The sequence below is a fragment of the Streptomyces avidinii genome, from assembly GCF_045161815.1.
In the GTDB taxonomy this organism is placed as follows: domain Bacteria; phylum Actinomycetota; class Actinomycetes; order Streptomycetales; family Streptomycetaceae; genus Streptomyces; species Streptomyces avidinii.
The window spans coordinates 6,522,518-6,545,786 of the sequence record NZ_CP108863.1 but is presented as its reverse complement, the minus strand read 5'-3'; the positions used below and the strand labels follow the sequence as shown (position 1 = coordinate 6,545,786).

24 protein-coding genes are annotated in these 23,269 nt (G+C 71.6%); 10 read left to right on the top strand and 14 right to left on the bottom strand.

Annotated features, from left to right (window positions below; genetic code table 11):
* Positions 1-14 precede the first annotated feature (14 nt).
* Positions 15-1,283 (top strand): tyrosine--tRNA ligase, encoded by a 1,269-nt coding sequence (tyrS, locus tag OG373_RS29525; protein WP_405441371.1) that lies wholly within the window; start codon positions 15-17, stop codon positions 1,281-1,283.
* A gap of 96 nt (positions 1,284-1,379) precedes the next feature.
* On the opposite strand, the gene OG373_RS29520 is transcribed toward tyrS, so the two are convergent.
* Entirely contained in the window at positions 1,380-1,655 is a 276-nt protein-coding gene (locus OG373_RS29520) for a GlsB/YeaQ/YmgE family stress response membrane protein (protein ID WP_397738352.1), read from the bottom strand.
* A 239-nt stretch (positions 1,656-1,894) separates the two neighbouring features.
* On the opposite strand from OG373_RS29520, the gene OG373_RS29515 reads away from it, so the two are divergent.
* Positions 1,895-2,173, top strand: a complete 279-nt coding sequence (locus tag OG373_RS29515) for a DUF3099 domain-containing protein (RefSeq protein WP_405444246.1) — start codon at positions 1,895-1,897, stop codon at positions 2,171-2,173.
* Between the two features lie 136 nt (positions 2,174-2,309).
* The gene (locus tag OG373_RS29510) at positions 2,310-2,552 is read left to right on the top strand and encodes a hypothetical protein (protein WP_405441369.1); all 243 of its coding nucleotides are present in this window, start codon (positions 2,310-2,312) and stop codon (positions 2,550-2,552) included.
* A gap of 24 nt (positions 2,553-2,576) precedes the next feature.
* On the opposite strand, the gene moaA is transcribed toward OG373_RS29510, so the two are convergent.
* The 3 genes from moaA to OG373_RS29495 form a co-directional block, all read right to left on the bottom strand.
* A complete protein-coding gene (gene moaA / locus OG373_RS29505; RefSeq protein ID WP_405441367.1) occupies positions 2,577-3,566 on the bottom strand; it encodes a GTP 3',8-cyclase MoaA in 990 nt (329 codons plus the stop codon).
* A 178-nt stretch (positions 3,567-3,744) separates the two neighbouring features.
* On the bottom strand, positions 3,745-5,373 hold the full coding sequence (locus OG373_RS29500; protein WP_405441366.1) for a cation acetate symporter: 1,629 nt from the start codon (positions 5,371-5,373) through the stop codon (positions 3,745-3,747).
* Positions 5,370-5,735, bottom strand: coding sequence for a DUF485 domain-containing protein (locus tag OG373_RS29495; RefSeq protein ID WP_397738344.1), 366 nt, complete (start codon positions 5,733-5,735; stop codon positions 5,370-5,372). The genes OG373_RS29500 and OG373_RS29495 overlap by 4 nt, the downstream gene beginning before the upstream one ends.
* 256 nt (positions 5,736-5,991) lie before the next feature.
* Between OG373_RS29495 and OG373_RS29490 the strand changes: the two genes are divergently transcribed.
* Positions 5,992-7,548 (top strand): S8 family serine peptidase, encoded by a 1,557-nt coding sequence (locus OG373_RS29490; RefSeq protein WP_405441364.1) that lies wholly within the window; start codon positions 5,992-5,994, stop codon positions 7,546-7,548.
* A gap of 119 nt (positions 7,549-7,667) precedes the next feature.
* Here OG373_RS29490 and OG373_RS29485 read toward each other — a convergent pair whose 3' ends face one another.
* Genes OG373_RS29485 through OG373_RS29475 form a run of 3 tightly spaced genes read right to left on the bottom strand, consistent with a single transcriptional unit; the run spans position 7,668 to position 10,415 of the window.
* On the bottom strand, positions 7,668-8,711 hold the full coding sequence (locus OG373_RS29485) for a zinc-dependent alcohol dehydrogenase family protein (RefSeq protein ID WP_397738340.1): 1,044 nt from the start codon (positions 8,709-8,711) through the stop codon (positions 7,668-7,670).
* Positions 8,712-8,766: 55 nt separating this feature from the next.
* Positions 8,767-9,465, bottom strand: coding sequence for a lysoplasmalogenase (locus OG373_RS29480; protein ID WP_405441362.1), 699 nt, complete (start codon positions 9,463-9,465; stop codon positions 8,767-8,769).
* Positions 9,462-10,415: a sterol desaturase family protein gene (locus tag OG373_RS29475; RefSeq protein ID WP_405441360.1), complete on the bottom strand. Its 954-nt coding sequence runs from the start codon at positions 10,413-10,415 to the stop codon at positions 9,462-9,464. Before OG373_RS29475 ends, OG373_RS29480 begins: the two co-directional genes overlap by 4 nt.
* Positions 10,416-10,529: 114 nt before the next feature.
* On the opposite strand from OG373_RS29475, the gene OG373_RS29470 reads away from it, so the two are divergent.
* Positions 10,530-13,637 (top strand): NACHT domain-containing protein, encoded by a 3,108-nt coding sequence (locus tag OG373_RS29470; protein WP_405441359.1) that lies wholly within the window; start codon positions 10,530-10,532, stop codon positions 13,635-13,637.
* Positions 13,638-13,662: 25 nt separating this feature from the next.
* Here the strand turns inward: OG373_RS29470 and OG373_RS29465 are convergent, their stop codons facing one another.
* The 4 genes from OG373_RS29465 to OG373_RS29450 are packed head-to-tail and all read right to left on the bottom strand — an operon-like array spanning position 13,663 to position 17,877.
* Positions 13,663-14,886: an amidohydrolase family protein gene (locus OG373_RS29465; RefSeq protein WP_405441357.1), complete on the bottom strand. Its 1,224-nt coding sequence runs from the start codon at positions 14,884-14,886 to the stop codon at positions 13,663-13,665.
* Positions 14,883-16,169, bottom strand: a complete 1,287-nt coding sequence (locus OG373_RS29460; RefSeq protein ID WP_405441355.1) for an amidohydrolase family protein — start codon at positions 16,167-16,169, stop codon at positions 14,883-14,885. Before OG373_RS29460 ends, OG373_RS29465 begins: the two co-directional genes overlap by 4 nt.
* Positions 16,170-16,181: 12 nt before the next feature.
* A complete protein-coding gene (locus OG373_RS29455) occupies positions 16,182-17,066 on the bottom strand; it encodes an SDR family NAD(P)-dependent oxidoreductase (protein ID WP_405441353.1) in 885 nt (294 codons plus the stop codon).
* Between the two features lies 1 nt (position 17,067).
* The gene (locus OG373_RS29450) at positions 17,068-17,877 is read right to left on the bottom strand and encodes an acetoacetate decarboxylase family protein (RefSeq protein ID WP_405441351.1); all 810 of its coding nucleotides are present in this window, start codon (positions 17,875-17,877) and stop codon (positions 17,068-17,070) included.
* A gap of 124 nt (positions 17,878-18,001) precedes the next feature.
* Here OG373_RS29450 and OG373_RS29445 point away from each other — a divergent pair, with 124 nt between their 5' ends.
* The 5 genes from OG373_RS29445 to OG373_RS29425 all read left to right on the top strand — a co-directional run bounded on the left by OG373_RS29445 (position 18,002) and on the right by OG373_RS29425 (position 21,644).
* Positions 18,002-18,625, top strand: coding sequence for a TetR/AcrR family transcriptional regulator (locus OG373_RS29445; protein WP_397738323.1), 624 nt, complete (start codon positions 18,002-18,004; stop codon positions 18,623-18,625).
* A 74-nt stretch (positions 18,626-18,699) separates the two neighbouring features.
* Entirely contained in the window at positions 18,700-19,677 is a 978-nt protein-coding gene (locus tag OG373_RS29440; RefSeq protein ID WP_397738321.1) for a DEDDh family exonuclease, read from the top strand.
* 92 nt (positions 19,678-19,769) lie between these two features.
* A complete protein-coding gene (locus OG373_RS29435; protein ID WP_078938101.1) occupies positions 19,770-20,003 on the top strand; it encodes a hypothetical protein in 234 nt (77 codons plus the stop codon).
* Positions 20,004-20,087: 84 nt separating this feature from the next.
* Positions 20,088-20,879, top strand: a complete 792-nt coding sequence (locus OG373_RS29430; protein WP_405441349.1) for an SURF1 family protein — start codon at positions 20,088-20,090, stop codon at positions 20,877-20,879.
* Positions 20,880-20,888: 9 nt separating this feature from the next.
* On the top strand, positions 20,889-21,644 hold the full coding sequence (locus OG373_RS29425) for an SDR family oxidoreductase (RefSeq protein WP_189973843.1): 756 nt from the start codon (positions 20,889-20,891) through the stop codon (positions 21,642-21,644).
* Between the two features lie 35 nt (positions 21,645-21,679).
* Here OG373_RS29425 and amaP read toward each other — a convergent pair whose 3' ends face one another.
* Genes amaP through OG373_RS29410 form a run of 3 tightly spaced genes read right to left on the bottom strand, consistent with a single transcriptional unit; the run spans position 21,680 to position 23,263 of the window.
* On the bottom strand, positions 21,680-22,237 hold the full coding sequence (amaP, locus tag OG373_RS29420) for an alkaline shock response membrane anchor protein AmaP (RefSeq protein WP_405441347.1): 558 nt from the start codon (positions 22,235-22,237) through the stop codon (positions 21,680-21,682).
* A 4-nt stretch (positions 22,238-22,241) separates the two neighbouring features.
* Positions 22,242-22,841 carry a DUF6286 domain-containing protein gene (locus tag OG373_RS29415; RefSeq protein WP_405441345.1) on the bottom strand — a complete coding sequence of 200 codons (600 nt, stop codon included), beginning with the start codon at positions 22,839-22,841 and terminating at the stop codon, positions 22,242-22,244.
* Positions 22,838-23,263 (bottom strand): hypothetical protein, encoded by a 426-nt coding sequence (locus OG373_RS29410; protein WP_405441344.1) that lies wholly within the window; start codon positions 23,261-23,263, stop codon positions 22,838-22,840. The genes OG373_RS29415 and OG373_RS29410 overlap by 4 nt, the downstream gene beginning before the upstream one ends.
* Positions 23,264-23,269 lie beyond the last annotated feature (6 nt).

The following is a 23,269-nucleotide window of genomic DNA, read 5'->3' as shown; positions in this document are numbered from 1 at the left end:
GGAGAGTCACGACCGTGACTGACATCGTCGACGAACTGAAGTGGCGCGGGCTCTTCGCCCAGTCCACCGACGAAGAAGCGCTGCGCAAGGCCTTCGCGGACGGTCCGGTCACCTTCTATTGCGGCTTCGACCCGACCGCGGCCTCGCTGCACGTGGGGCACCTGGTCCAGGTGCTCACCGTGCGCCGGCTCCAGCAGGCCGGGAACCGGCCGCTGGCGCTGGTCGGCGGGGCCACCGGGCAGATCGGCGATCCGCGACCGACGGCCGAGCGGACCCTGAACGACCCGGAGACCATCGCGAACTGGGTGACCCGGCTGCGCACCCAGATCGAACCGTTCCTGTCCTTCGAGGGCGAGAACGCGGCGCTCATGGTGAACAACCTGGACTGGACGGCGGGCATGTCCGCCATCGAGTTCCTGCGGGACATCGGCAAGCACTTCCGGGTCAACAAGATGCTGACGAAGGACTCGGTCGCCAAGCGGCTCGACTCCGACCAGGGCATCAGCTACACCGAGTTCAGCTACCAGCTGCTCCAGGGCATGGACTTCCTGGAGCTGTACCGGCGCTACGGCTGCGTGCTCCAGCAGGGCGGCTCCGACCAGTGGGGCAACCTGACGGCCGGACTCGACCTGATCCACCGGGTCGAGCCGGGCGCGGTCGTGCACGCGCTGGCGACCCCGCTGATGGTCAAGGCGGACGGCACCAAGTTCGGCAAGTCCGAGAGCGGGGCCGTGTGGCTCGACCCGGAGATGACCACGCCGTACGCGTTCTACCAGTTCTGGCTGAACGTGGACGACCGGGACATCTCCACCTACATGCGGATCCTGTCCTTCAAGTCCCGCGAGGAGCTTGAGGAGCTGGAGGCGCAGACCGCCGAGCGGCCACAGGCGCGCGCCGCCCAGCGGGCGCTGGCCGAGGAGCTGACCACGCTCGTGCACGGCGCCGACCAGTGCGCCGCCGTGATCGCCGCGTCGAAGGCGCTGTTCGGTCAGGGCGACCTGGCGGAGCTGGACGAGGCCACGCTCTCCGCGGCCCTGTCCGAGCTGCCGCACGCCCGGGTGGCGGAGCTCGGCCTGGTGGTGGACCTGCTCGCGGAGACCGGCCTGGTCGCGAGCAAGTCGGCCGGCCGCCGGACCGTTAAGGAGGGCGGCGCCTACGTGAACAACGCGAAGGTCACCGCCGAGGACGCGGTCCCCGCCAAGGAGGAGCTGCTGCACGGGCGCTGGCTGGTGCTGCGCCGGGGCAAGAAGAACCTGGCCGCGGTGGAGGTCACCGGCGCCTGACGCGTCGTAGGACACCACGCACGCCGTGGAGCACGGCGGAGGGGCCGGTTCGGACCGCCAGGTCCGGCCGGCCCCTTCGTCATGACCCGCGGCGTGTCACGTCATCTGCCGCTTGCCCTTGATCGCTCCGTACATCATCTCGCCGAGTCCGACGATGACGACCGCCCCGATCAGCTGCAGCAGGTGCCGGGTCCAGTCGATGCCCTTGGTCTCCCCCACGCCGATCCACGTGGCGACGGCATTGCCGAGGACGGCGCCGGCGATACCGAAGAGGGTGGTCAGCCACAGGGGCTGGTGCTGCTTGCCCGGCAGGATGGCCTTGGCTATCAGCCCCAGCACGAAACCGACGATGATCGCCCACAACCAACTCATGACCAGCCTCCTCCTGGCGCCCTGTGCGCACGTGGGCCCAGTTTCGACCCGTCCGGCGTACCACGCATTTCGGACGGCGCCGTCAGGGGGTCCCCCCTCTCCTCGCGGCACGGGGGCGGGCGTACCGTGGGAGGGTCCGGGCCGGGAGTGCCCGGTGGGCGATCGGGTGGTGGAGCGTGGAGCGCACGAAGCGGCAGAAGCGGAACGGGGCCGAGGTCTTCCGGATCACCGGTGCGCGAATGGGTCTCGCCGAGGACGTGCGGGGCCGTCAGCGCAGGTACGTGATCTCGATGGCGATCAGGACCCTGTCGGTCATCGCGACCGTGCTGTTGTGGAACGTTCAGCGGCCGGTGGCGATCGTGACGCTCGTCGCGGGCGCCCTGCTTCCCTACATCGCCGTGGTCATCGCGAACGCCGGGCGCGAGTCGACTCCCTCGCTGCCCTCGCACTTCGTACCGGCCCCCGTACGACCGGCACTCGACGCGGGAAACCTCAAGAAAAGCTCAGATCAATCATGAAGTTCCGGTGCACTGCACCGGGTCCTGCGTGACATACTGCTCACGCGCTCCGCATCCCCCGTCGGAGCGACGGACCGACGCCGGGCAGCTCCCCCCGTGGCTGCTCGGCGTCGCCATTCCGTTCTAATGTGGGGCTGTGACTTCCTCCGGCTCCGACGAGACTCCCACCTGCTCCGCCAAGGGCTGCCGCGACGCGGCCGAGTGGGTCCTGGCGTGGAACAACCCGACGCTGCACACGCCTGAGCGGCGCAAGACCTGGCTGGCGTGCGAGGAGCACCGCGAACACCTCTCCCAGTTCCTGGGGGTCCGCGGATTCCTCAAGGACGTCGTGAAGCTGGACGAGTGGGTGCAGCCGGAGGGCTCGGAACGCCCGCGCTGACCGCGCCCGCAGCCGCGACCCGGATCAGCCGCCGATCGCGGACATCGGACGGTCGGGCTGCAGGAACGACGGGTCGTCGAGGCCGGACCCGGCCTTCTTGCCCCACATCGCGACCTTCCAGAGCCGGGCGATCTCCTCGTCCGGGGCGCCCGAGCGCAGGGCGGCGCGCAGGTCCGACTCCTCGGTCGCGAACAGGCACGTGCGCACCTGGCCGTCGGCCGTGAGCCTCGTACGGTCGCAGGCGCCGCAGAACGGACGGGTGACCGAGGCGATGACGCCGACGGTGGCGGGGCCGCCGTCGACCACCCAGCGCTCGGCCGGGGCGGAGCCGCGCTCGGCGGCGCCCTCCTCGGTGAGGGTGAAGCGGGTGCGCAGGGACTCCAGGATGTCCCCTGCGGTGATCATGCCGTCGCGCTTCCAGCCGTGCTGGGCGTCGAGTGGCATCTGCTCGATGAAGCGGAGCTCGTATTCGTTCGCCACGGCCCAGGCGAGCAGGTCGGGGGCCTCGTCGTCATTGAGGCCGGGCATGAGCACGGCGTTGACCTTGACGGGGGTGAGGCCGGACTCACGGGCGGCGGCCATGCCCTCGACGACGTCCTTGTGCCGGTCGCGGCGGGTGAGGGTCTTGAAGACCTCGGGCCGCAGGGTGTCCAGGGACACGTTGACCCGGTCCAGGCCGGCGGCCTTCAGGGCCTGCGCGGTGCGCTTGAGACCTATGCCGTTGGTGGTCAGCGACATCCTGGGGCGGGGCTCCAGGGCCGCGCACTGCTCGACGATCCCGACCAGGCCGGGCCGGAGCAGCGGCTCGCCGCCGGTGAAGCGGACCTCGGTGATACCCAGCTGTGTGACAGCGATGCGGATCAGCCGGACGATCTCGTCGTCACTGAGCAGGTCCGACTTGCCGAGCCACTGCAGCCCCTCTTCGGGCATGCAGTAGGTACACCGCAGGTTGCACCGGTCGGTCAGTGAGACGCGCAGGTCAGTGGCCACGCGGCCGTAGGTGTCGAGAAGCACTGTGGGCCCCCTCCCCTGTCCGGAAGTAGAGGTACGCGCGGACATTGGATCTACTGCACGCGTTCTATTTCGAGACTACGTGACGGGTGTGTCATCCAGAGGTCCCCGAATGAACGAGACGTGACGTGGCCGCGTCGTAGGGATCTACGACACGGCCACGCTGGGTGTTCGGACGATGTCAGTGCGCCCCTGTTCCGGTGAGGGAGCGGACCTCCAGCTCGGCGAACTTCTGGGGGTCGGCCTTCTCCTTGGAGAGGACGGTTCCCAGCCATCCGAGCAGGAAGCCGAGGGGGATCGAGATGATGCCCGGGTTCTCCAGCGGGAACCAGAAGAAGTCGGCGTCCTTGAACATCGAGGTGGGCTTGCCGGAGACGACCGGGGAGAACAGCACCAGGCCGACGGCCGAGATCAGTCCGCCGTAGATGGACCAGAGCGCGCCCCGGGTGGTGAAGCGCTTCCAGAAGAGGCTGTAGAGGATGGTCGGGAGGTTCGCGGAGGCGGCGACCGCGAAGGCGAGCGCGACCAGGCCGGCCACGTTCAGGTCGCGGGCGAGCGCGCCCAGGCCGATGGCGATGGCGCCGATGACGACGGTGGACCAGCGGGCCGCGCGCATCTCCTCCTTCTCGGTGGCCTTGCCCTTGCGGATCACGTTCACGTACAGGTCGTGCGCGAAGGACGAGGAGGAGGCGAGGGTGAGGCCCGCGACGACGGCGAGGATGGTGGCGAAGGCGACCGCGGAGATCACGGCCAGCAGGATGGCACCGCCGGTGGAGTCGGGGCCGCCGCCGACGGCCTGGGCGAGCAGCGGTGCGGCGGTGTTGCCCGCCTTGTTGGACTTGATGATCTCGTCACGGTCGAGCAGCGCAGCGGCGCCGAAGCCGAGGGCGATCGTCATCAGGTAGAAGCCGCCGATGATGCCGATGGCCCAGAGGACGGACTTACGGGCGGCCTGCGCGGTCGGCACGGTGTAGAAGCGGATCAGGATGTGCGGAAGCCCCGCGGTGCCGAGGACGAGGGCGAGGCCGAGCGAGATGAAGTCCAGCTTCGAGGTCGAGTCCTTGCCGTACTTGAGCCCGGGTTCGAGGAACTTCACCCCCTGTCCGCTGTTCTCGGCGGCCGTGCCGAGCAGGGCGGAGATGTTGAAGTTGAACTTCAGCAGCACCAGGAGGGTGATCAGCAGGGCGCCCGCGATCAGCAGCACCGCCTTGATCATCTGGACCCAGGTGGTGCCCTTCATGCCTCCGATGGTCACGTAGAGGATCATCAGTACGCCGACCAGGGCGACGACGGCCACCTTGCCGCCGTCACTGGTGATGCCGAGGAGCAGCGAGACGAGCACGCCGGCGCCGGCCATCTGGGCGAGCAGGTAGAAGATCGAGACCACGATGGTGGAGGTGCCGGCGGCGGTACGGACGGGCCGCTGGCGCATCCGGTACGCGAGGACGTCGCCCATCGTGTAGCGGCCGGAGTTGCGCAGCGGCTCGGCGACGAGCAGCAGGGCCACCAGCCAGGCGACGAGGAAGCCGATGGAGTAGAGGAAGCCGTCGTAGCCGAAGAGGGCGATGGCTCCGGCGATGCCGAGGAAGGACGCGGCGGACATGTAGTCGCCGGAGATGGCCAGGCCGTTCTGGAAGCCGGTGAACTGGCGGCCGCCCGCGTAGAAGTCGGCGGCGCCCCGGGTCTGGCGGCCGGCCCAGACCGTGATGATCAGGGTGGCGACGACGAACAGCCCGAACAGGGTGATGATCAGCGGCCGGTGCTCGGAGGCGCCCGCGGCGAGCGTCGTCAGGTGGTGCGTGCCGCTCATTCGGCGGCCTCCATCCGCGCCTTGATGGCCTCGGCCTTGGGGTCGAGCCTCGCGGCGGCGTGCCGCGCGTAGAGCCAGGCGATCAGGAAGGTCGTCGCGAACTGGGCGAGGCCGAGCACGAGGGCGACGTTGATGTTGCCGAAGACCTTGGTCCCCATGAAGCCGCCCGCGTAGTTGGACAGCAGGACGTAGAGCAGGTACCAGGCGATGAAGGCCACGGTGAGCGGGAAGGCGAAGGAGCGGTAGGAGCTGCGCAGTTCGCCGAATTCCGCGCTCTGCTGGACGCTCGTGTAGTCATCTGCCGTGGGGCCCGCCAGTGGCGTTCCCGCGCTGCCCGGCGGCGGCGCTGCTTCGGTGGTCACGGGGGAATCTCCTTGTGACGCGGGTGCGGTGGGGACGACGGACAAAACAACCTCCGTGTGGGGGGACGGTGATGCCGAGCCCCCCTGTCAACGGCACGGCCGGCGCGTCGGGACGGTTCAACACCTGTTGATTCTTGAGGGAACTGATTTCTCGAACTGATGGCGCAGAGGGGAACGACGACGCTAGGTTCGCTTGTCATGCACCCGCCCGACGCGACCGCGTGCGGGCGGCTTTCGTAGATGATCTGGAGAACCCATGGATCAGCTGGGGTCACGTGCGCCCAAGAAGCGCAGTCGTGCTCTCGCCGTACCGGTCGGCCTGGCGCTCACCGCTTCGCTCGCCTTCCTGCCCGCGGTCTCGGCCTCCGCCGCCCCGCTGGGCTCCGCGGCCGACGCGGCGGCGGCCTCGAAGCCCGACACCTCCGGCCCCAAGCTGTCGTACGTGGCCAACCTGAACGCGTACGCGTCCGTGAAGGCGGCGACGAAGGCGATCGAGCGGGCCGGTGGAACGGTGGTGACGGCCTATGAGCAGATCGGGGTCGTCGTCGCGCACTCGCAGAACCCGGACTTCGCCAAGCAGCTGCGGGCCCAGCGCGGCCTCTTCGTGTCGGTCGGCGCCACCCGGACGGCCCCGATGTCGACGGTGCAGACCACCGACGAGGGCACGACCCAGCAGCTGAGCCCGGCGGACGCCGCGAAGGCGGCGGCAGCGGCCCAGGAGGGTCAGGAGCCGCTGGAGCCCAACCAGTGGGACCTGCGGACGATCAAGGCCGACGAGGCTCACAAGATCAACGATGGCAGCACGAACGTCACGGTGGGCATCATCGACACGGGTGTCGACGACACCCACCCCGATCTCGCCCCGAACTTCTCCAAGAGCCAGTCGGCGAACTGCGTGGGCGGCGTCGCCGACACCACCGAGGGCGCCTGGCGCCCGTACGCCGACGGCAGCGACCACGGCACGCACGTGGCCGGCACCATCGGGGCCGCGCGCAACGGCATCGGCGTCAGCGGTGTCGCGCCGGGCGTCAAGATAGCCGCGATCAAGGTGAGCGAGCCCGGGACCAGCCTCTTCTACACCGAGGCGGTCGTCTGCGGCTTCATGTTCGCCGCCGAGAAGGGGATCGAGGTGACCAACAACAGCTACTACGTCGACCCCTGGCTCTTCAACTGCAAGTCCGACGACGACCAGAAGGCCCTGGTGGAAGCCATCGGGCGGGCCACCAAGTACGCCGAGCGCAAGGGCACGCTCCACGTGGCCTCGGCCGGCAACTCCAACCAGGACCTGGCGGCCGACTCCCTCGTCGACGAGACCAGCCCGAACGACACCACCCCGGTGCCGCGCACCATCGACCCCAGGGTCTGCCTGGACCTGCCGACGCAGCTGCCGGGTGTGGTGACCGTCTCGGCGACCGGCGACAAGGGCCTGCGCTCGTACTACTCCAGCTACGGCCTCGGGGTCGTGGACGTCGCCGCCCCCGGCGGTGACAAGTGGCAGGTGCCGAACACCCCGGACGCCAACGGCCGCGTGCTGTCGACCGTCCCGGGCGGGCTCTACGGGTACAAGCAGGGCACCTCGATGGCCGCCCCGCACGTCGCGGGCGTCGCCGCGCTCCTCAAGAGCGCCCACCCGTCGGCCACGCCCGCGCAGCTCCAGGCGATGCTCAAGGCCCAGTCCACGAAGGCCTCCTGCCCGACGCAGATCTACGACGCCGCGGGCACCCTGATCGACGCCACCACCTGCAACAGCAAGTGGGGCCAGACGGGCTACTACGGCTACGGCGTGATCGACGCGCTCAAGGCCGTGAAGTAGCACCGTCCGCACGGCAGTGACGGAGCGGACGGGCCGGGCGGGGGATCCCCCGCCCGGCCCGTCCGCTCATCCGCTCAAGCCGCGCGATCAGTTCGGTCCGCTCGATCCGTTCGGTCCGCTCAGGGCTTGATCATCACCTTGAGCGCGCTGCGGTCGTCCATCGCCCGGTAGCCGTCCGGGACCTCGTCCAGGGACACGGCCCGGTCGAAGACGGGCGCCGGGTCGATCGCGCCGCTGAGCACGTCCTTCAGCAGCTCCGGAATGTAGGCGCGGACCGGGGCCACACCACCGCGCAGGGTGATGTTGCGGTCGAACATGACGCCGAGGTCGAGGCCGGTGCCACTGCCGTGCGGAACGCCGACGTAGCCGATGGACCCGCCGTCGCGGGTGATGTTCACGGCGGTGCGCATGGACTGCTCCGTGCCGACCGCCTCGATGACCGCGTGCGCGCCCCGGCCGCCGAGGAGCTCGCGCACGGCCGCCTCGGCCGCCTCGCCGCGCTCGGCGACGACATCGGTGGCCCCGAAGAGCTTGGCGATGTCGGTACGCGCGGTGTGGCGGCCCAGTGCGATGATCCGCTCGGCGCCCAGGCGCTTGGCTGCGAGGACGCCGCACAGGCCGACCGCGCCGTCACCGACGACGGCGACCGTGGAGCCCTCGCGCACGCCCGCGCCCAGCGCCGCGTGGTGACCGGTGCCCATGACGTCGGACAGGGCGAGCAGCCCGGTCAGCAGGTGGTCGTCGGAGACGGCCTCGGCGGGCAGCTTCACCAGGGTGCCGTCGGCGTGCGGGACGCGGACGGCCTCGCCCTGGCCCCCGTCGTGACCGACCGAGCCCCAGAAGCCGCCGTGCTCGCAGGAGGTGAACAGACCCTCGGCGCAGTACTCGCAGGTGCCGTCCGACCACATGAAGGGCGCGACGACGAGGTCGCCGGCACGCAGGCCGGACACGGCGGAGCCGGTCTCCTCGACGATGCCCAGGAACTCGTGGCCGATGCGCTGGCCGGGCTGACGGGCGGCCTCGCCGCGGTAGGCCCAGAGGTCGCTGCCGCATATGCAGGCACGCAGGACGCGGACGACGGCGTCCTCGGGGCGCTGGATCGCAGCGTCGGGCACCTCCTCCACACGGATGTCGAGCGGGGCGTGGATGACGGTGGCGCGCATGGTGGTGCAGTCCTCCGGATCGGGATTGTTCAGTCTTGTACGACTGAGGGCGTCCCTACCGTACGCCTGCTTCGCGCGGGGTCGTGCCGGTGGCCAGCAGGTACTGGGCGGCCAGGTAGGTGGCCATGATCCAGAAGTCCGGGCGGGGCAGCTGGGGCCAGTCCGCGACTCCGGTGGCGATGAGGGTGTCGGAGAGCAGGAACAGCGCTCCGCCGATCCCGGCGCGCAGGCCGAGAGCGCTGGAGCGGAACGCCATGGCGGTGAGCAGCAGGCTGTAGCCGGCAACCGGGATCCGCAGGTCTGCCGGGAGATCGGACCACAGCAGGGCGACGGTGCCGAGGAGCGCGAGCAGGTACGCGCCGCCGAGCAGCGGGTTCGCAGGTCGCTTGCCGAACAGGACGAGGTAGCAGACGTGCCCGACGGCGAAGGAGCCCATGCCGATGAGGAAGGCGGGCTCGGCGTCGAAGAGCAGGGCCAGGTCCCCGCCCCAGCCGAAGAGCAGGGCGGCGAGCAGCAGGCGGGGGGCGCCGCGGGTGGCCATGTGGGTCACCAGCAGCGGCATCAGGAGCGGCTTGGCGATGACGTGGCCGAGGTGCCAGCCGGCCAGCAGTGACCCGAGGTCGACGGCGACGGCCACGGCGAAGGCCACGAGGGCGAGGCGGCCGAGGCGCTGCCGTCCGGCGGGCTCCCGGTCGGCGACCCAGGAGGGAGCGGGTCGGTCCGGGGACTCGGCGGTGCTGTCTGCGGTGCTCACGCGGTGGTCTCCTGCACGGACGGCCGGGTCTCGGCAGCGGCTTCCTGGCCCGGGGCCGGGGCCGGGGCGGGGGCGGCTGCCGGGGCCGAGGCGGGGGCCGGGGCGGCGTTCTGCCCGGCCGACGCCGGCTGCCAGCCGGGGCCGCGGAACACCCGGCCGGCGCGCTCGCTCCAGCTCCCGGCGGCACGTACGTCGCGGGCGATGGCGGCGTACTCGTGGGTGGCCACGCGCAGCGGGTTGTGGGTGGTGATGTTCTTGGTGAGCCCGTAGACGGGCCGGTCGGTCTCCCCGACCCAGGACCCGAACATCCGGTCCCAGATGATCAGGATGCCGCCGAAGTTGCGGTCCAGGTAGCCGCCCTGCGAGGCGTGGTGGACGCGGTGGTGGGAGGGGGTGTTGAAGACGTACTCGTAGGGCCGGGGCAGCTTGCCGATGCGCTCGGTGTGGACCCAGAACTGGTAGAGCAGGTTGAGTCCGTAGCAGAACGGGATCGCCGCCGGGTGCACGCCGAGAGCCACCATGGGCAGGTAGAACCACCAGGTGGTGGCGCTGGTCCAGGGCTGGCGCAGGGCGGTGGTGAGGTTGAACCGCTTGCTGCTGTGGTGAACCACGTGGCAGGCCCACAGGATGCGGATGACGTGGTGGAGGCGGTGCTGCCAGTAGTAGAGGAAGTCCTGGGCGAGCAGCATCAGCAGGGCGGTCCACCACAGGAACGGCACGCGCAGCGGGGTCAGTTCGTAGACCGCGGTGAAGACCGCCACGACCGGGATCTTCCAGAGCAGGTCGAACCCGATGCTGCCGAGGCCCATGGTGACGCCCGTGACGGCGTCCTTGGTGTCGTAGCCGGCGGCATCCTCGTCCGGATGGAGCCGGTAGCTCACCACCTCGATGACGGTGAGCAGCACAAAGGCAGGTATGGACCACAGCACGACATCGGGCAGGTTCGGCATGTGGGCACCATAGAGGCGCCTTCCGGGGTGCCGCTAGAGGTTGTTACCGATCGGTATCCATCGGGGTTACCGGCGGTTCACGAGATGATGTCCGAGCCAAGGGGAGGGCGGCGGATGACGGGCTTCGAGACGGTTCTCTTACGGGTGGCGGGCACGGCGGCGGCGACGCTGGTGAGGTCCCTCCTGGCGCGGGCCCCGGGGGCGGGCCTGACGACCGACCCGGCTCGGCCGGCCCCGCGCTGGCGCAGGCCTCCGCAGGAACTGGGCGAGGCGGAGCTCCGCCGCCTCACGGACGCGCTGGCCGACCGGCTCGGCGGGGCGGCGGCCGGGCTGCCGGAGCACGAGCGGCTGGCGGCGGTGACCGCGGTCGGCGACACCTTCGCGGCGCTCGGCCCGCTGGACGCGGAGTCCCTCTTCGCGGCGGACCTCGACCCGTCGGCGCTGGCGGCCACCCTGCCCCCGCCCCCGGCGGGCCTCGCTCCCGCCGCCGGGGCCCTGTACGGACGGCTGGTCCGGCTGTGCTGCGCGCACGCGGTGGAGTACGTGACCACCCTGCCGGGCTTCGGGGCCCGGGCGGACGTGGAACTGGTCCGGCGGACCGGCGAGTTGGCGCGAGCGGTGGACCGGCTCGGCGCCGCCGGGGACGGGGCGGCGTACGCCTTCGAGGAGCGGTACGCCGAGTACATCGCCCGCACGCACGGCCGGCTCCAGCTCTTCGGCCTCACCCTCAGCCGCTCCCGCCAGGAATGGCCGCTGGACGTGGCGTACATCAGCCTCGCGGTCAGCGGTGAGCAGGGGATGCCGGGCGACCCGGAACCCCACCGGACCCAGGTCCGGGCCGAGCAGGCCCTCGCCTCTGCCGACCGCGTCCTGCTGCGCGGCCCGGCGGGCTCGGGCAAGTCCACCCTGGTCCAGTGGCTGGCCCTGAACGCGGCCCGGCGGAGCTTCCGCCCGGAGCTCGGCGAACTGAACCGGTCCGTGCCGTTCGTCCTGCGTCTGCGCTCCCTCATCAGGTCCCAGGAACCGCCGCCGATGCCGGAGGACTTCCTGCGGGCGGCGGGCGTTCCCATGCACGGCGAGGCACCCCCCGGCTGGGCGTCGGCGCTCATGCGCAGCGGGCGGGCACTCGTCCTCATCGACGGCGTGGACGAGGTTCCGCAGAACCTGCGCAACCAGACGGAAGCCTGGCTGTGGTCGTTGGTCGGCGCCTACCCGGAAGCGCGGTACATCGTGACGACCCGGCCGGGGGCGGTTCGGGAGGACTGGCTGTCGGGCCACGGCTTCTCGCGGAGCTCCCTCCTGCCGATGGAGCGCCGGGACACGCAGGCGTTCGTCGCCCACTGGCACGACGCGGCGCGCGCCGACTGTCGCTCCGCCGAAGAGCACGACCTCCTCGGCCGGTACGAGCAGTCCCTCGTGCAGGCCGTGAGCACACGCCGTGACCTGGGACGGCTGGCGACCAACCCGTTGATGTGCGCCTTGCTCTGCGCGCTCAACCGGGACCGGCACATGCACCTTCCGCGCGCCCGCAAAGAGCTGTACGACGCCGCGCTCGACATGCTCCTCGTCCGCCGGGACAACGAGCGCGAGATCACCGGGGTCGAAGGGGTCTACCTGTCCCGGGACGAGCAGACACTGCTGCTCCAGCGGCTCGCCTATTGGCTGATCCGCAACGAGCACCTGGAGGCGGATCGCGACGAGGCCGTGGCGATGGTGGACGAATGGCTCGGCGCCATGCCCCAGGTCCGGGCGCAGGGAAGCAGCGCACAGCAGGTGTTCAACCACCTGTTGATCCGCAGCGGCCTGCTGATCGAACCCGTACCCGGCTCGGTCCAGTTCGTGCACCGGACCTTCCAGGACTACCTCGGCGCCAAAGCCGCCGTGGAGGCCCGGGACTTCGGCATGCTGGTGCGCCATGCGCACGAGGACACCTGGGACGATGTGGTCCGGATGGCCGTGGGCCACGCCCGCCCCGATGAACGCGCGGGCTTGCTCCGCCAGTTGCTCCGGCGTTCCGAGAAGGTCAAGAGCCACCGGAACCGTCTGGTGCTCCTGGCCGCGGCCTGCCTGGACCACGCTCCGGAGCTGGCCCCGGAGATCCATGGCGAAGTGCAGGCCAGGACCTCGAAGCTGCTGCCTCCACGGACCCCGGAACAGGCGGAGGACCTGGCCAAGGCCGGGGAGATGGTGCTGGAGCTGTTGCCGGGCCCCGACGGCCTGAGCGAGGCCGAAGCGGCCTCGTGCATCCGGACGGCCGCACTGGTGGGCGGGGACCGGGCGCTCCAGGTGATCGCCGGCTTCGGCCGGGACCACCGGTACGAGGTGGCGCACGAGGTGTCCGAATCGTGGGGGCGGTTCGAGACCGCCGACTACGCGGAATCGGTGCTGGCCGGCGCCTCGTCGGGCGAGGCACATCTGCACATCCGGACTCCCGAGCAACTGAAGGCGTACGAGGAGCTTTCCCGCATCCGCCGTGTTCACCTCAGCTGGAACGGGCGCGTACCTGCGGCGATCAGCAGCCGGCGGGACCTGGAGTGGCTGGTGCTCCAGGGAAATCCGGAGCTGCGGGACCTGTCTGCGCTGGCCGGGCACGACGCGCTGCGACACCTCGGAGTCTTCGACTGCCCCAAGCTGGAAGGCATCGAGCCGGTCGGCGGTCTGTCCGTGAACAGCCTGTCGTTCGGCTACGTGCCGGAGGGGATGTCACTGGCCCCGCTCGCCGGGGTCGCGGGGCTCCGCTCACTGGTCATCGGTTTCGAGCCCAAGGAACGTCGTCTCGCGGACATCCCCGCCGCGCCGGGGCTGACGAAGTTGACCTTGTGGCAGGGCGCCCGGGGGATCTCCCTCGACGGACTCGGGCGATGGCCCGCCCTGGCCTCTCTCACCGTTTCGGGCGACGCCCAGTGCGCGCAGCTCGTGGAAGGCCCGCCGCTCACCGGTCTGACCTCCCTGCAGATCCGGTTCACCACGCTGGTCGACCTCGACCACCTGCTGCCCTACCAGAACCTCAAGGAAATGATGTTGCTGCGCTGCGGACTCAACGGCGGCCTGGAACCACTGCTGAACATTCCGGCGCTCACCCGGCTGCGTCTCGCCGAGTGTGCCGGGACCGTGGACATCTCGCGCTTGGCGGGGGCGGACCACCTGCGCCTGGAACTCGACCGGCAGACCTCGTTCACCGGGATCGAGCGGATCCCACCGGAGCGGATCACGTTCTTCTGACGTGCCGCTCCGGCGGGATCCGGTGTCACCAGACGCGGACCGAGCCGCCGCGGGCGAAGGCCGGGCTGGTGGCCTCCGGGGGCACGGTCGTCAACGGCTCCGCGATGTCCGTGACCAGCGGGCCGTGCTTCGCCGCGACCGCGTCCAGCAGGGCGAGGTCGAAGCCGTACACGCGGGCCGCGTTGCCTCCGACCATCGCGGCGACCTCCTCCCGCGGGAGGCCCGCGTAGGCGATGCGGAGGCCTTCGCGGGAGAAGGGGGTGGTGCCCTCGTCGTGGGGGTAGTCGGCGCCCCACATGATCTTGTCGAGGCCGATCCGCTCCCGCAGCGGGACCTCGTGGGGGCGCATGAAGCTCGCTCCCACGAAGCAGTTGTCCCGCCAGACCTCGCTCGGGCCCCGGCCCATCGACTCCGCGAGGCCCGCCCCGAACTTGGACTCGGCCGTGGCCGACGCCGCGACCAGGCGGCCGTGGTAGTAGTCCAGCATCTCGAGCACCCCGGGGATCCATCCCGAGCCCTGCTCCGTCAGGACCAGCTTGAGGCCCGGGTGGCGGTGGAAGGCGCCGCCGAAGACGAGGTGCCACAGGGCGCGGTGCGAGAACCAGGTCGTCTCCACCATGAAGACGGCCCGGGCCGCCGGTTCGTCGCCCAGCGGCGGCGAGGCCGAGCCGCCGTGGTGGTTGACCGGGACCTCCAGCTCGTCGCAGACCGCCCAGATGGGGTCGTAGGCGGCGGAGTACAGCTCGGGGACGGTGGAGCCGGGCGGCACGCCGGGCAGCAGGATGCCGCCCGTCAGGCCCGCCTCCTTCGTGCGGCGGATCTCCCTCACCGCCGCGTCGACGTCGTTGAGGAGGATCTGGACGACCCCCGCCCGGCGCCCCGGCGCGTCCGCGCAGAAGTCCGCCAGCCAGCGGTTGTGGGCCTGGAGCCCCGCCCACCGCATCTCGTACTCGGCGGCCGTCGGCGGCTGGGCCATCAGGGAGGCCTTGGGGAAGAACGGCGGGATGGTGTTGGGGAAGACGACCTCGGCGACGATGCCGTCGGCCTCCAGCTCGGCGAAGCGCCGCGCGGAGTTCCAGTTGCGGTCGGCGGTGTCCGCGAGGAGGTCCTCGTACGGGTTCACGTACGTGGCGGCCCAGGCGTCGAAGTCCTCGTGGTGGCGCTTCTCCAGGTACGGCCTGTAGTCCAGCAGGTCGGCGCCGGCGTGGCAGTCCGCCGAGATCACCGTGTAGCGGTCCTCGGAGGTCACGGGTTCACCCCCAGTACGGGGAAGTCGTTGCCGCTCAGCCAGTGGCGGCCCACCTCGCGCGAGCGGGCCCAGGAGGCCTCGACCGCCGCCTGGTCCGGGGACTGGCCCAGTTCCGCCGGGGTGGGGCCGATCCGGCGGGCGATCGGGGCCAGCTTCGCGGTGTCGAAGCCGAAGACCTCGGCGGCCGCGAGTCCCAGCATCCGGCGGGTCTCCGCGACCGGGATGTCGTGGAAGGTGTTCTTCAGCCAGGTCCGGGTGTTCGGCCAGGTGCCCTCGGGGTGCGGGAAGTCGGAGCCCCACAGGATGTTGTCCACGCCGATCTCGTACCGCTGCGCCAGCTCGCGGCGCTTGGTGTTCGTCGCGCAGATGAAGACCTGGCGGTCCAGGTACTCGCTCGGCGGCCGCTTCAGCTCCTCGAACGGCGAGAGCTTCTTGCCGCCGTGCGCGCCGAGGTAGAGCCGGTCCATGAACCACAGCTGGTTCGGCAGCCACCAGCAGCCCGCCTCGGCGACGCCGAACCGCAGGCCGGGGTGCCGCTCGAAGACGCCCGACCAGAGCAGGAACCACAGCGGCCGGGCCGGCCACCAGGTGACCTCGGAGACGAAGATGCCCAGGTGGTCGCCGTATTCGTGGCGCGGCGAGGACCCGGAGTGGGTGACGATCGGCATCTGCGTCTCGGCGGCCGCCGCCCAGACGGGGTCGTAGCGTCGGTCGTGGTAGGGCGCCTTGTCCACCCACATCGCGGGGATCATCAGCGCGCCCAGCCCGGACTCCTTGGCCCGGTGGATCTCGGCGACGACCTTCTCCGGCTCGCCCGTGATGGGGAGCAGGGCGACTCCGCAGTGGCGCTCGGGGTTCTGCCCGACGAACTCGGCGAGCCAGCGGTTGTGCGCCTGGGCGCCCGCCATGCCGAGCTCGGGGTCCTGGTCGCCGGAGAGACCGAGGCCCACTCCGAAGGGGGCGGCGGTCTGGCTGTCGACGGCGTCCGCGTCGGGGAAGACGACCTCGGCGGCCACGCCGTCGCCGTCGAGTTCCTTCAGCCGTCGGCCGGCGTCCCAGCCACCTTTGAGGCCTTCCTCGTGGTCGTGGAACCACTTCTCGGCGAAGGCCTCGTTGCGGACGCCCAGGCGGGTGGCCTCCGCGCGGCGGGTGTCGCGTTCGCCGAGGAACTCGTCGAACTGGGGGTGGAAGCGGGAATCCAGGTAGGGCCGGTACTGCTCGGTGGGCAGGCCCGCGTGGCAGTCGGAGGAGATGATCAGGTACGGGTCTTCGTTCGTACTCACCACAGACGCCCCTCAGTCGAGGATGAAGCTTTCCAGGTAGGCGGGGTTGGACCGGTCGAGCATCGACTGCGACCGGGCGCGGATCTGCCGGTCGCTGTGCTCGCCGGCCGGGAGCATCCAGAAGCGGTCGGCGCGGATGCCGTCGACGACGTGCTCGGCGACCTCCTCGACCGGGGTGAACCGCACCTCGTGGCCGGCCTTCCTCATCGCCGCCTCGTACTGGTCGAGGCTGCGGTACGGGGCCTTGCGCGGCCGTTCCTTCGCGTACCGCTCGGGCCGGTTGCGGTGCGACTCCCACAGCCCGGTGCGCAGCATGTGCGGTCCGGGGAAGAGGACGGAGGCCCCGACCGCGGCGCCCTCCGCCTTGAGGTGGGCGTAGAGCGACTCGGTCATGGTGACCACGGCCGCCTTGGTGACGGCGTACACGGAGGCGGTGGGCAGGGGGGCGATGCCGCCGTCACCGGAGGAGGTGTTGACGACGTGGCCGGGGCCGCCGGCCGCGATCATGCGGGGGACGAAGGCCTGGATGCCGTGGAAGACCCCCCACACGTTGACGGAGAAGGCCCACTTCCAGTCATTGGGCTCGTGCTCCCACATCCGGCCCTCGGCTCCGGAGCCGACGCCCGCGTTGTTGCAGAGCACGTGCACGGCGCCGAAGGTCTCGAAGGCGGCGTCGGCCAGCGCGACCACGGAGTCGCGGTCGCTGACGTCGACCACCCTGGCGAGGACCTGGGACCCGTCCGCGACGAGTTCGTCCGCGGCCTTGCGCAGGGCCGACTCCTCCACGTCCGCGAGGACCACCTTCAGCCCTTCGGCGGCGAAGCGGCGGGCCATCGCGAGGCCGATGCCACTGGCGGCTCCGGTGACGACGGCCACCTGTCCTGGTTCGAGTCGCATGTCAGCCCCTCCCCCCTGACGATCCCTCCGGGGGCGCGTCGAGGATCTGCATGGGGTCGTCGTAGCGCTGGTGGATGTACGGGAGCAGGGCCCGGGCACTGACCCGCTCCACGACCCGGCCCTTCTGGTCGGTGGTCTTCTCGCCGATGGTGATCTCCACGATCCGGCGGACGGGAAGGTCGGCGACCGGGTCGAACATCGACTCCCGCAGCACGACGTCGCCGGTGATGTGCTCCAGCTTGCGGACCTTCTCGTTGCGCGTGCAGTGCACCAGCACCGGGTCGGCGTCGAAGCCCGAACCGCCCACCGCCGGGAGGAACTTGAAGTAGAAGTCGGTCTTCCTGGTGGGCTCGGGCAGCGGCAGCGCGCGGTCCACCGCACCGCGCACCTCGACGAAGGCGATGCCGTGCCGGGCGAGCGAGGCGCGTACGACGAGGCCGTCGCGCTCCACGGTGACCTCGCCCAGTTTCTTCGGCTCGCCGAAGACCTCGCGGCCGCCGGTCAGGGCGCGCTCGTGGGTCATCGGCATGACCAGGGGGTACCAGCCCTCGACCCCGTCGTGCCGGGCGGCGACGGCCACCGAGCCGGCGCCGAGCGGGTATCCGGGCAGGTCGACCTTGCTGATGTTGGCCCGTACGAGGGGCCGGTCGGCCGGTTTGAGCGGCGGCGGCAGGACGGCCGCCACCACGTCGGGGTCGGTCTCCCAGACGGCCACGACGCCGGTGGACCAGATATCGGGGAGCTTCGAGCTCTTCTCGCGCGACGCCGCGATCTCGGCCTCGGTCCGCGCTCCGTACCGTACGCGTGCCATCTATCGCACCATCCCTCGTCTCGGGGGGTCGGGTCTGTAACACAGTTACACCGCCACCGATGAAGGGTAAAGACCCCTGCACGGAACAGAACTGACGATCCGACAGATTGGTGGTGGGGCGACCGTGGCCAGAACCACGCTCACCCGCGACGAGGTACTGGAGGCCGCCGCCTCGCTGGTCAAGCAGCACGGCCCGGCCGCCCTCACCATGCGCAAGCTCGCCGCCGAGCTGGGCACCGCGGTGACGTCCATCTACTGGCACGTCGGCAACCGCGAGTCCCTCCTCGACGCGCTCGTGCAGCGCACCGTCGACGAGATGGGCGCCATCCGGCCGGCCGGCCGCACCCCCGCCGATCGGATCCTGGCCGTGGCCCGGATCCTGCGCCGCGAACTGCGCGCACGTCCGCACCTGATCGCGATGGTCCACGAACGCGGGCTCACCGAGCGGATGTTCCTGCCCGCCCAGCAGGCGCTCGTCCACGAGGTGCACGCCGCCGGGCTGCGCGGCGCCCGGGCGGCGGACGCGGTGCGCGCCGTCCAGTTCCAGGTCGTCGGGTACCTCCTCGTCGAACGCAACCGCGAGCGCGCTCCCGCGCAGTCCCCGGCCGAGAGCGAGCTCTGGGACCCCGCCGCGGCCCCCCACGATCCGGCCCTCGCCCGCGCCCTGGCCCGCCCGGCGGACCCGGACCGGCTGTTCCTGCTGTCGGTACGGGCCCTGGTGCACGCCCTGCTCACGCCGGACCCGTAGACCGGCCGCCGCCCGTCCCGACGGCGGGGAGTCGCCGGCGCGGCCACGGCTGTCGGTGTGGGCCGATATCCTCTGTGACCATGCTCGCCGACCGTACGACCGCAGAGACGATGTGGCCGACCGCGTACCCACAGGGGTACGCGGTCGTCGACGTGGAGACCACCGGACTCGCTCGCGACGACCGGATAGTCTCCGCCGCCGTCTACCGGCTCGACGCCCAGGGCAATGTGGAGGACCACTGGTACACGCTGGTCAACCCGCGGCGGGATCCGGGACCGGTGTGGATCCACGGGCTGACGAGCGCGATGCTCGCCGACGCGCCGCTCTTCGAGGACATCGCCGAGGAGTTCGCCGGCCGGCTCGCGGACCGGGTGCTGGTCGCGCACAACGCCATCTTCGACTGGCAGATGATCGCCCGGGAGTACGCGCGGGCCGCGGCGACCGCGCCGGTCCGTCAGCGGCTGTGCACCATCGCCCTGTCGAAGGAACTGAACCTGCCGCTGCCCAACCACAAGCTGGAGTCGCTCGCCGCGCACTTCGGCGTGGTCCAGCAGCGCGCCCACCACGCGCTCGACGACGCCCGGGTGCTCGCGGAGGCGTTCCGTCCCTCGCTGCACGCGGCCGCGCAGAACGGCGTACGGCTGCCCCTGCTGGAATGCCGGCCGCTGACCGAGTGGTCGGACTCCGCCGCCACCCCGCGGGTGGGGTACCAGTCCTCCTACCGCGGCAGCAGCTGGCGGCCCTCGCGCAAGCGCCCGCCGTGCCCGCACCCCAATCCGGGGCGCTTCGAGGACGGCAAGCCGCTGAAGCAGGGCATGCGGATCGCCTTCTCCGGTGACACCTCGGTGGAGCGGGAGCTGCTGGAGGACCGGGCGGTCGAGGCGGGCCTGCACATCGCGACGAGTGTGTCGCGGCTCACCAGTCTCCTGGTGACCAACGACCCCGACTCGGCGACCTCCAAGACGGTCAAGGCGAAGAGCTTCGGCACCCCGGTCGTCGACGAGGCGGCCTTCACCCAACTGCTGCGGGACGTGGCCCCGGCCGAGTCCTGAACCGGGCGGCCGTTGCGCCGGCCGGGTGCAGGCGCGGCGACTCACCCCGCTGGATCTTGTTCCCTTCCTTCCCCGTGCGCAGCATTCGGCCCATGGCACGTTGTGAGGTCTGCGGAAACGATTACGGCATGTCCTTCGAGGTGCACGCGCAGGGCGCCGTGCACGTCTTCGACTGCTTCTCCTGCGCCATCCACCGCATGGCGCCCGTCTGCGAGCACTGCCGGGTCTCGATCATCGGCCAGGGCGTCGAGGTCGAGGGGCAGTGGTTCTGCGGGGCGCACTGCGCCCGGGCGGAGGGGAAGGTGGGCATCGTCGACCGCGTCTGATCCGTCCGGCCCCTCCCGACCCGCCCGACCCCGGACGGCCACCCGGCTGCCGGGGTCCTTCGCGCTGCGGGTACCGTCGTGGGCGTGTACCGCTTTGTGCTGACCCGGCAGTGGGTGTTCCTCACCCTGATCGCCCTCGCCCTCATCCCCGTGATGATCAAGCTGGGGTTCTGGCAGTACCACCGCCATGAGCACCGGGTCACGCAGAACCAGCTGATCGAGGCGAACCTGCGGGCGAAGCCGGTACCCGTGACCGAGGTCACCTCCCCCGGGCACCGGGTGCCCCGCGCCGACTTCTGGCGCGCGGTCACCGCGACCGGCACGTACGACACCGCGCACGAGGTCGTCGTACGGATGCGCACCGACAACGACGACAAGGTCGGCTTCCACGTCCTGACCCCGCTGGTCCTCTCCGACGGCCGGGTGGTCCTGGTCAACCGGGGCTGGGTGCCCGGCGGCGACGACCCGCGCGCCTATCCGCCGGTGCCGGCCGCGCCCGGCGGCGAGGTCACCGTCACCGGCCGGCTGAAGGCCGACGAGACCAGCGGCGGCAGCGGTATCAAGGACCGCAAGGGCCTGCCGGACCGTCAGGTGATGCTGATCAACAGCACGCAGCAGGCCGAGTACCTGGGCCGGACCGTCCTCGGCGGGTACATGGAGCTGACCGCTCCGCAACCGCCGGAGGGCGGCCCGGAGACCATCGCCGACCCCGACCACGACTCGATCGGCCCGCACATGGCGTACGCCGTCCAGTGGTGGCTGTTCACCGGCGCGGTTCCGGTGGGCTGGGTGATCCTCGTACGCCGCGAGAAGCGCGAGCGCGAGGAGGAGGCGACCGGGGCCGAAGCCTCCCGGCAGGAGCCGGCGACGGCGTAGCGTGTCGGCATGGATCTTGGACTGAAAGACCGTGTCTACATCGTCACCGGGGCCACGCGCGGCCTCGGTCTCGCCTCCGCCCGGGAACTGACCGCCGACGGCGCGAAGGTCCTGCTGACGGGCCGTGACGAGAAGCGGGCGGCCGACGCGGCCGCCGGGCTCGGCCCGAACGCGGCCGGGGTGGCGGCCGACAACTCCGACCCGGAGGCCGCCGCACGGCTCGTCGCCACCGCGCGGGAGCGTTTCGGCCGCCTCGACGGCATCCTCATCAGCGTCGGCGGCCCGGCGCCGGGCTTCGCGGCGGACAACACCGACGCGCAGTGGTCGGCGGCCTTCGAGTCGGTCTTCCTGGGAGCGGTCCGCCTCGCCCGGGCGGCCGCCGCCGAGCTGGGCGAGGGCGGGGTCATCGGCTTCGTCCTGTCGGGCTCGGTGCACGAGCCGATCCCCGGCCTGACCATCTCCAACGGCCTGCGCCCGGGTCTGGCGGGCTTCGCGAAGTCCCTCTCGCTGGAGCTCGGCCCGCGCGGCATCCGGGTCGTCGGCCTGCTTCCGGCGCGCATCGACACCGACCGGGTGCGCGAGCTCGACGCGCTGTCGGGTGACGCGGCGGCCGCTCGGGCCGGGAACGAGTCCCGCATCCCGCTGCGCCGCTACGGCGCCCCGGAGGAGTTCGGCCGTACGGCGGCCTTCCTGCTCTCCCCGGCGGCGTCGTACCTGACGGGCGTCATGCTGCCGGTCGACGGCGGCTCCCGGCACGGCTTCTGACCTGCCGAGAGCCCCGCGTGATCGGCAGGACGCCCCTACGTCACGCGCTGGGCCCGGTGGGACGTCACCTTGAGGCGGGCCTCCGCGGGGAGTTCCGGGAGGCCCGCCGAGGTACGGGCATGGGTCAGCACCGGGCCCGCCACGGCGGCCAGGGCGTCGGCGGGGACCGCGTGGGGTTCCAGTTCCAGCGCGACCCGCAGCGCCGGCGACCCGCGCCGTCCGCGCAGGGCGACCCGGCAGCCGGCGACCCCGTCCACGGCGCCGGCCTCCGCGGCCACCGCCTCCTCCAGCGCACGCCCGCGCAGCAGCGCGAACGCCCCGTCCCCGGTGTCCACGACCACCGCTCCCAGCCGGGAGCGCCGCAGTTGGGACAGCAGCCACCACAGCGCCAGCAGCACGCACACGGCGAGTCCGGCGACCACCGCCCACCACCACCAGCCGTCGGCGTGCCAGTACCGGCTCCGGGTCGCCTCGCTCAGTAGCGGCGCGTGGCGGCCGTGCAGCGGCCACACACCCGTCAGCACCACGATCCCCACCGCCAGCAGGACCGCTCCGGCCACCGCCAGCAGGATCCGGTTCACCGTCCTGAGCACCCCGTCACCTCCTGACCCGTACCCGCGGCTGCGGCGGGTGCGCGAGCCCCAGTTCCTCGATGCCGACGGCCAGGACGGCGTCCAGGTCGGCCCGTACGTCGTCCAGGTCGCGGAAGTGCGAGGTGGCCCGCACCCCGACGTGGGACCGGCGCACCTTGACCCGGACGGACCGCACCCCGGACACCTCCATGGCCCGGTCCCGCAGGATCTGCGCGGCGTCCTTGCGGCCGAGCCCGGCCCGTACGCGTGCCCCCGTGACCGGCTCGTCCGGCTCGTCCGGCTCGTCCGGCTCGTCCGGCTCGTCCGGGGGCAGCATCGGCAGGATCCCCCGGAGCCCTGGGGCGAACGCCAGCAACAGGAGCACCGCCCCGGCCAGGGCGGCGGCCCCGGCGATCAGCTGCACCCCCAGGTCCGCGGGGGTGTGCGTCGCGAGCCGGTCGGCGAGTTCGCGGCGCCAGCTCATCCCGGGCCGGTCGGCCCGCACCGCGGCCAGGTCGTACAGGAACAGGCCCGCCACCCCGAGGACGACCAGGGCGCTGAGCGCGGCGGGGATCCGCCGGGAGGAGCGGAACCGGTGGACCCGGCCGGAGCGGGGGGCCTTCACCGCAGCCGCCGGTCCCGCCCGTGGGCGGTCCGGGTGTGGGTGGTCCGGGTGTGGGTGGAGTGCAGGTGCTCGATGTCGATGTCCACCTCGGGTACGGACATCGACGCGCACTCCTCGACACGGAGCGCGACCTGGCGGCGCACGGCCGCACACTGCGCGGCCAGGTCGGAGGGGTAGTCCACCTCCAGGCTCACCCGGACCCGCGCGATGTCGTGGTGCACGGTGACGGTGGCGTGCGCGGGCGCGCCCGAGGTCGTGCCGAGCGCCTCCCGGGCGGCCTGGGCCGCGATCTTGGCGACGACCCGGTCCGCGATCCGGGTGGACCCGCGGTCGGCGGGGGCGACCCTGGGCGCGCCGGGGCGCGGCGGGCCGCTGCTACTGCCGGTGCCGGCGGTGCTGCCGGTGCCACTGCTGCTGCTCATGGGCGC